This window comes from Marinobacterium jannaschii DSM 6295, from assembly GCF_000620085.1.
Lineage (GTDB): Bacteria > Pseudomonadota > Gammaproteobacteria > Pseudomonadales > Balneatricaceae > Pontibacterium > Pontibacterium jannaschii.
The window spans coordinates 1-7252 of the sequence record NZ_JHVJ01000042.1 but is presented as its reverse complement, the minus strand read 5'-3'; the positions used below and the strand labels follow the sequence as shown (position 1 = coordinate 7252).

9 protein-coding genes are annotated in these 7252 nt (G+C 53.3%); 2 read left to right on the top strand and 7 right to left on the bottom strand.

All coding sequences use genetic code 11. The annotated features are described in order from the left end of the window. The 4 genes from Q354_RS0115900 to trpB all read right to left on the bottom strand — a co-directional run. A partial coding sequence (locus Q354_RS0115900; protein ID WP_027858464.1) for a transposase domain-containing protein occupies positions 1-233 on the bottom strand: 233 nt, incomplete at its 3' end. A gap of 118 nt (positions 234-351) precedes the next feature. Further along, positions 352-1416: a histidinol-phosphate transaminase gene (gene hisC / locus Q354_RS0115895; RefSeq protein ID WP_027858463.1), complete on the bottom strand. Its 1065-nt coding sequence runs from the start codon at positions 1414-1416 to the stop codon at positions 352-354. A gap of 137 nt (positions 1417-1553) precedes the next feature. Next, on the bottom strand, positions 1554-2321 hold the full coding sequence (gene trpA, locus Q354_RS0115890; RefSeq protein ID WP_027858462.1) for a tryptophan synthase subunit alpha: 768 nt from the start codon (positions 2319-2321) through the stop codon (positions 1554-1556). Next, a complete protein-coding gene (gene trpB / locus Q354_RS0115885) occupies positions 2318-3547 on the bottom strand; it encodes a tryptophan synthase subunit beta (protein WP_036230252.1) in 1230 nt (409 codons plus the stop codon). The genes trpA and trpB overlap by 4 nt, the downstream gene beginning before the upstream one ends. An 84-nt stretch (positions 3548-3631) precedes the next feature. On the opposite strand from trpB, the gene Q354_RS27530 reads away from it, so the two are divergent. Continuing rightward, complete coding sequence (locus Q354_RS27530) at positions 3632-4180, top strand: TetR/AcrR family transcriptional regulator (protein ID WP_051560201.1); 549 nt, start codon at positions 3632-3634, stop codon at positions 4178-4180. 97 nt (positions 4181-4277) lie between these two features. Here the strand turns inward: Q354_RS27530 and Q354_RS0115875 are convergent, their stop codons facing one another. Further along, entirely contained in the window at positions 4278-5534 is a 1257-nt protein-coding gene (locus Q354_RS0115875) for a DEAD/DEAH box helicase (RefSeq protein WP_027858460.1), read from the bottom strand. 271 nt (positions 5535-5805) lie between these two features. Here Q354_RS0115875 and Q354_RS0115870 point away from each other — a divergent pair, with 271 nt between their 5' ends. Further along, positions 5806-6237 carry a histidine kinase dimerization/phospho-acceptor domain-containing protein gene (locus Q354_RS0115870; protein ID WP_027858459.1) on the top strand — a complete coding sequence of 144 codons (432 nt, stop codon included), beginning with the start codon at positions 5806-5808 and terminating at the stop codon, positions 6235-6237. A 177-nt stretch (positions 6238-6414) separates the two neighbouring features. Here Q354_RS0115870 and Q354_RS28305 read toward each other — a convergent pair whose 3' ends face one another. Further along, positions 6415-6582: a hypothetical protein gene (locus tag Q354_RS28305; protein WP_156948392.1), complete on the bottom strand. Its 168-nt coding sequence runs from the start codon at positions 6580-6582 to the stop codon at positions 6415-6417. Positions 6583-6919: 337 nt separating this feature from the next. Beyond that, the coding region (locus Q354_RS27975; protein WP_156948391.1) for an integrase core domain-containing protein at positions 6920-7252 on the bottom strand (333 nt) is incomplete at its 5' end.

Below are 7252 nucleotides of genomic sequence, written 5' to 3'. Positions count from 1 at the left end.
CAGATATTGAGACGCCGGGCAACATCACCGATGGGTTCATCACGAAAGAGTGCCATACCCAAGACCATCCATAGAACCTGATCAGACGGTAGACGTCGTCGGCGAATACTCGCCTTGTCAGTCAGGGTCAGCGCTGACTCTATCCATTCAATCGGGATGTTCTGAGTGAAGGTGCTTTGATCTGAGAACTGGTGCAGCTCATCAATCTCAAGCAAGGTTTGGTGTAGGGGCATAAAAAAAAATCCAGCAACCGACAGGGATGCTGGATTTTATTCAATTATGCCGTTTTTGGCTTAAGTGAACAGCATTGCTGCTAAGTAGTGGCTTTTGGGTTTATTGGCTAGCAGGATATCAGCCGATATCGGGATGCCGGGCCAGTGTATCGACCAGAAGCTTCATCTCTTCCAGGGTTCCGATGGTGATACGCAGGTAGTTCTCTATGCCCGGTTTGCCGAAGTGGCGTACCAGGATTTTCTTTGCCCGCAGATAGCCCATCAGCTCGGCACCTTCAATGTGACGGTGCTGGGTGAACAGGAAGTTGGTCTTTGAGGGCAGGCTGACAAACCCCAGCTGTTCCAGCTGTTTGGCTGTCCACTCCCGGGTTTCGATGATCTTCTGAGTGGTCTCTTCAAACCAGTCCTGATCTTCAATGGCTGCCACTGCTGACTCGATTGCCAGCATATCCAGCGGATAGGAGTTAAAGCTGTTCTTTACCATCTCCAGGCCGCTGATCAGGTCTTCATGGCCGATCGCGAAGCCAACCCGCATCCCCGCCAGAGAGCGTGATTTGGAAAAGGTCTGAATCACAAGCACATTATCGTATTTGCGCGTTAGCTCGATCGCAGAGCTGGCACCAAAATCGACATAGGCTTCGTCTACTACCACAACTGATTCGGTATTACGCTGTAGCAGGGCTTCGATCTCCCCCAGCTCCACTGCGCGACTGGTGGGCGCATTCGGGTTGGCGAAGATGATCCCGGCATTAGGCTCGTTATAGTCGTCCAGGTCGAGGCGGAACTGATCCTGCAGCGGAATCATCTTGTAATCGATACCGAACAGGTTGCAGTAGACGTCATAGAAGCTGTAAGTGAATTCAGGCAGCAGCAGCGGGCGAGGGTGGCGGAAAAATGCACTGAAGGTGTGGGCCAGCACCTCGTCCGATCCGTTACCGACGAAAACATTCTTACGCTCCACCGCATAATAGCTGGCGATAGCATCTTTCAGACGACTGCAGTCGGGGTCTGAGTACAGGCGCAGCCGGCCTGTATCAAAGCCGTTAATGACTTCAGCGGCTTTAGCTGACGGCGGGTAAGGGTTTTCGTTGGTATTAAGTTTGGTAATGCCGGTTTCTTTCGGCTGTTCGCCCGGAACATAGGGCGTCAGGCGCTTGATCGCGTCGCTCCAGTACTTGCTCATTGCTACTGACTCGATATCCAATTAAGAAGGCCGCCAACAGTGGCGGCCATAGAAGGGGGACAGAATAGCAGTTTCGCTATTCTGCCGGTAGAGCTTTAGAGTCCCGGTAAGCCCTGTTACGGGCTTGGGTTCATTGCTTATCGCAGACTGGCAACCAGCTGTTGTACGGCCGGGATGCCGCCCTGATTAAATGCGTTAAGCAGGGCTGAGCCGAGAATCGCAATATCAGCCTGACCGGTCAGGTCAGCGACATCCTGCGGGCTCTGAATACCAAAGCCCACACCCAGCGGCACATCCACATGGGCTTTAACGCGCTGCAGGTAACTGCTCAGATCGTTAAGCTGATCTGTATGCTGGCCAGTGACACCGCGCCGACTGACGCAGTAAAGCATGCCGTACGCCGCCTTGCCGACGACCTTCAGGCGCTCTTCGTCTGTGTCAGGTGTTGCCAGCCAGATCGGCGCGATATCGGCATTGATACACTCATCGGCAAACTGCTGTCCCATTTCCAGAGGCAGGTCGGGAATAATAAATCCGCTAATGACGCCGCGTGCCAGGCAGACAACCCGATCCAGTCCAAAACGATACAGCGGGTTAAGGTAGCTCATCATCAGAATCCGACTATCCGGATAGGCGGTTTTCAGCTTCGCCATATCTACCAGGTACTGGGCCAGTTCCGGCTTGTTCTCCACCGCAGCGTGGCAGGCGGCGGTAATCGCCGGGCCATCGGCGACCGGGTCAGAGAAGGGGAACTGTACTTCCAGAAACTCAACCCCCTGTTCCAGCAAGGACGCCATCAACTGCAGGCTGTCGGCCACGGTCGGGTAGCCGTAAACCACATGGGTCATCAGCAGGATCGGCTTGGATTCGCGCTGATCGATAATATATTTCTGTAAGCTGCTCATGCCTGCGTCTCCCTTTCCAGATAGCCAGCGAGGAATTCATTGAACTGTGTGTCTTTAACCGCCTTGGCGATATTAAAGATATCCTTATCGCCACGTCCGGATATATTAATCACAATTTTCTGTGATGGGTCCAGTGCGGCCGCTTCTCGCAGTGCACCGGCCACGGCATGGGAAGATTCCAGCGCCGGAATGATGCCCTCGTTGCTGGCCAGTGTACGGAAAGCCTGCAGCACTTCATCGTCCCGGGCAGAGGTCATACGGACTTTTCCTTGCGCTTCAAGGTCAGCCAGAATAGGCGATACGCTGACATAGTCCAGGCCGGCAGAGATCGACTGGGTCTCCATCAGCTGCCCCTGATCATCCTGTAGAAACAGGCTGGCAAAGCCCTGCGCAATACCTGGTTTAGAATCTGCTACATGAAAGCGCTTGGCGTGCTCACCCGGCGCATCGCCAATTCCGCCGGCTTCCACCCCAACCAGCTCAGTATCGGTATCCAGAAATGGCAGGAAGATACCGCAGGCATTGCTGCCGCCACCGACACAGGCATAGATCTTGTCCGGCAGGGCGCCAAACTGCTCTGCAGCCTGTTTTTTTACCTCATTGCCTATCACTGACTGGAATCCCGCCACCATCTCCGGATAAGGCTCACATCCGCAGGCTGTGCCGATCAGGTAGTGGGTATCCTGATAGTTCTGTGCCCAGTCGCGCATCGCTTCATCCAGTGCATCACGCAGAGTACGGGAGCCAGACTCAACAGAGACCACTGTGGCTCCGAGTTGCTTCATCCAGAAAACGTTGGGGTATTGCCGTTCGATATCATGGGCACCCATATACACCGTACATTCCAGCCCCAGGCGGGCCGCAATTAGTGCCGAAGCCACGCCGTGCTGACCCGCACCGGTTTCAGCGATGATGCGCTTTTTACCCATGCGTTTGGTCAAAAGGCCCTGGCCGATCACATTGGTCATCTTATGCGCGCCGCTGTGATTGAGATCTTCCCGTTTCAGGTAGATCTGGGCACCGCCCAGGGTTTTACTCAGGTTGGGGCAGAAAGTGAGCGGAGTGGGCCGGCCGGAGAAATGCTGTAACTGCCACTCCAGTTCGGCCACGAAGGTCTCGTCAGCCATCGCGCTGCGATAGGCTGCTATCAGTTGTTGCTGGCTGTTGTGCAGGATTTCCGGGATATAGCTACCGCCATATTGACCGAAGCGACCTTCATGACTCATTATCGGCACCACTTACTTGGAATTTATTAACTAAACGGTTCAGTAAAAATAATACGAATTTTTGCTGCCGTCAATGGATACTTTATGGCCAGAGGCAGACCTTCTAAAAAGCAGCAAATACTTGATACGGCGAGATCCCTGTTCGCAGACTTCGGCTATCAGGGCACATCGATCGATCTGGTGGTGCAAAGGGCCGGGGTCTCGAAGCCGACGGTGTATAACAATTTTTCGACCAAGCAGGCGATGTTGCTGGAGCTATTGCCTCAGATGCTCGGGGAGATCAGTGCCGCCCGGCAGCAGATTGACAATGATACCGAGATGGTGGCGGGTATTATCGAGTCCTTCCGCCAGCTGGTGCAGCGCAATGACTGGCTGGCGATCTACCGTATTGCCTGGGGTGAGCGGCATAAGATGGAGCCTGAGGTCTATGCTCAGCTTGGCCTGCTGGAGCAACAGCAGGAGCAGTGGATCGGTCAGTGGCTCGAAGAAAAGCAGGGCTGCCGGCCTGATAGCGCACGACTGTTTATGATTCGGGCGTTGTGTAGAGAAGCGGTGATAGTCACGACACTGTCGGCTCAGCTACCGGATTATCCGGCGCTTGAACGACAGCTGGCATCGGTTTTGATCGTTTGAATATACCGTTATATTGCAGCGCGTGTTGATGTGTAAACAGCCAGGTAATCAGGATATGGGGAAGGCCCGGCAGGCGGCTGTCTGCCGGGAGAGAAACTTACTTTTTCTTGCCGCGGCTGGCGGTTTTCTGGATTTTCTTCGCGACGCGCTCTTTGGTTGACTTGTTCATCCGTGGCGCCGGCTTCTTTTTCACGATTCGTTTACGCAGGCCATCCCGGTCACTGACTTCGTAGCCACGCATGAACTTACGTTTGATGGTGCTGCCGATCAGTTTCTCGATAACCAGCAGGGAGCGCTCCTCTTCACGGCTGACAAAGGAGATCGCGTAACCTTTCTTACCGGCACGACCGGCGCGTCCGATACGATGCACATAGTCTTCCGCCAGGAACGGCAGGTTGTAGTTCACCACATACTCCAGACCTTCGATATCCAGACCGCGTGCAGCGACTTCAGTGGCAATCAGTACCTGTGCCTTGCCGTCCTTGAACTGCTCGATAGCGCGGCGGCGGGAACCCTGGGATTTATCACCGTGGCAGACCATCGCTTTGATGCCGTCAAACTTCAGCTCCTGTACCAGGTCGTCAGCCTGTGCCTTGGTCTTGGTGAAGACCAGTACCTGGAACCAGTTGTGCTTCTCCAACAGCTCGGCAAACAGCTCCGGCTTGCGTGATTCTTCTACCGGGTAGACCACATGCTCAACGGTATCGGCGGTGGAGTTACGGCGGTTAACCATAATTTCGACCGGGTTTTTCAGCATCTTGGCCGACAGTTCGTTCAGCATTCCGGAAGCGGTGGCGGAGAACAGCAGGGTCTGAGGCTTGGCGGTCAGCTTCTGACGGATATTCATCACATCCTTTACAAAGCCCATATCCAGCATACGGTCGGCTTCATCCAGCACCAGAAACTCAACCTGAGACAGGTTAATATTACAGGCGGTGATATGTTCGATCAGGCGCGCAGGCGTAGCAACCAGAATGTCAGCGCCACGCTGAATCTTCTTCGCCTGGCCTTCAAGGCTGGAACCGCCGTAAGCCGAAATCACAGTAAACGGCAGATACTGCGCATAGTTGCTGATCGTTTCGGTCAGCTGCATTGCCAGTTCACGTGTGGGCGTCAGTACCAGAGTACGTACCGCGCCGGGCTTAACCTCGGCAGGACGATCGGCCATCTGTTGCAATACCGGCAGGGTAAACGCAGCAGTCTTACCTGTGCCGGTCTGGGCATTGGCCAGCACATCGCGTCCACGACGTACCGCAACGATTGCTTTCTGCTGAATCGGCGTCAGTGAGCTGTAACCACACGCTTTAACGGCGCGCATGATTTCCGGTGCGAGGTCGAGTGCTTCAAACTTCATGCTGTATTCCTGCCGGGATCTGTCCGGGCTGGTTGATCTTTGGGGCGCGCATTGTACGCGATTCCGAATGGTAACGAAAATTGGTAATCGCTGTAAGGCATTATATTGGATATAGACTGTCAGGATTCAGTCCAGAGGCTTTAAGGTTGACGTGATGGACTGCTGGCCACGGACACACACGCAATAGGCTTTATCGTCTTTTCCATCGACGGTAATTGATAAAATCCTCTCAACACTCTCCCTGAGTGTCGGCAGCATTTCCGTGTTCGGGATGATCATTGGCCTACTATTAGCTCGCCAGATCGCCCGCTTGGTACAGGCACTGCAGCGACAGATTCGAGCAACCGATCCCAATGATATTGCCTATGAGCCGCCGCATCGGGCTGATGAGTTTGGGGAAGTCAGTCAAGCCTACAGCGAAACCCTGGAACGTATTCGCAGTGCATTCGAACGTGAAAAACGCTTCTCCGGCTACGCCAGCCATGAGCTGCGTACTCCGGTTGCAATCATCAAGTCATCGCTGAATCTGTGGCAGAACTGTCAGGTGGTCGATAATTCAGACCTGGTGAAGCAAAAAAGGCACGCAGCAGTGCAACGGATTGCGATTGCATTTGTGCAGATGGAAGAGGTGATTGAGACCTTCCTGCTGCTATCTCGCAGCCGTCCAGAAGATCAGGATTTAGCGCTGATTGATCTGCATTGATTAATAGAAGCAGAGCTTGATAAGTTTCAGGGCCTGGAAAGCTACCGGTCAATTCAAGTTGATACCAATCTGAATCAATCCGTAACCCTGTCGGCAAACGCTGTTGTGGCGAATGTAATCGTCACGACCTTATTCAGAAACAGCTTTGAATACTGTGCGGGTCAAATCCAGATCGACTTAACCTTCGACCACCTGCGCATACGCAACGATATCGATCAGCTGCGGATTGACCAGGCCGAGCACTTTGGGTTCGGTTTGGATATTGTCCGTCAACTCTGCGAGCGCATGGGTTGGAGTCATCGAATCGACCAGACGGACAATAACACCTACCAGATAGAGATCCATTTTAAACCTGTCGACCTGGCAGAGCCCTCCACAGACTAAATCAAGCATTGGTTGGTAGCATGGCCAAAAATCTGTGCTGCTTTCTAAGCCGTCAAGACAGTGTTCAGATACACATCTTAGTATTTCCACTTAAGTAGCTGCTTGTCTGTTGGAAGGGAAAAGAGTAGAAAGGACTGTAAATCAATGACATCAGTGAGCTGATATCGTTGCCAGAGGCTCGGGGATGGGCTTTCGACGGCACCGGTCCCGCATAGCTGTTCACAGGGAGATCTGAGTTCACGGGTTAGTATTTCTAAAGCATACCTTCGGGTAGGCCCTGGTAGAGCCACTGTAGTGGTCAACTAATTCCGGACAGTAAGATAGGATCTTCCTCTGCCTTTGCAGGAGGTAATCCATTGTTATATTGATGTGGCCGTTGCCAGTTGTATCGCTCCATCAGATAGAAGCTGATGTCTCGTTGGGCTTCTCTTGCTGATTGATAACCCGTAATAGGCATCCACTCGGACTTGTAACTGCGAAAGAGTCTTTCCATTGGCGAGTTGTCCCAACAATTGCCCCTTCGGCTCATGCTCTGCATGATTCGATAACGCCACAGCCGCTGACAGAAGGCACGACTGGCATACTGGCTGCCCTGATCAGAATGAAACATCAGTCCAGTTGGCCGTCCTCG

Bases quoted from the DNA above. Each gene is read 5' to 3' on its own strand.
- hisC (WP_027858463.1), bottom strand. From the start codon at position 1,416: ATGAGCAAGTACTGGAGCGACGCGATCAAGCGCCTGACGCCCTATGTT.
- trpA (WP_027858462.1), bottom strand. From the start codon at position 2,321: ATGAGCAGCTTACAGAAATATATTATCGATCAGCGCGAATCCAAGCCG.
- trpB (WP_036230252.1), bottom strand. From the start codon at position 3,547: ATGAGTCATGAAGGTCGCTTCGGTCAATATGGCGGTAGCTATATCCCG.
- Q354_RS27530 (WP_051560201.1), top strand. From the start codon at position 3,632: ATGGCCAGAGGCAGACCTTCTAAAAAGCAGCAAATACTTGATACGGCG.
- Q354_RS0115875 (WP_027858460.1), bottom strand. From the start codon at position 5,534: ATGAAGTTTGAAGCACTCGACCTCGCACCGGAAATCATGCGCGCCGTT.
- Q354_RS0115870 (WP_027858459.1), top strand. From the start codon at position 5,806: ATGATCATTGGCCTACTATTAGCTCGCCAGATCGCCCGCTTGGTACAG.
- Q354_RS28305 (WP_156948392.1), bottom strand. From the start codon at position 6,582: ATGGATCTCTATCTGGTAGGTGTTATTGTCCGTCTGGTCGATTCGATG.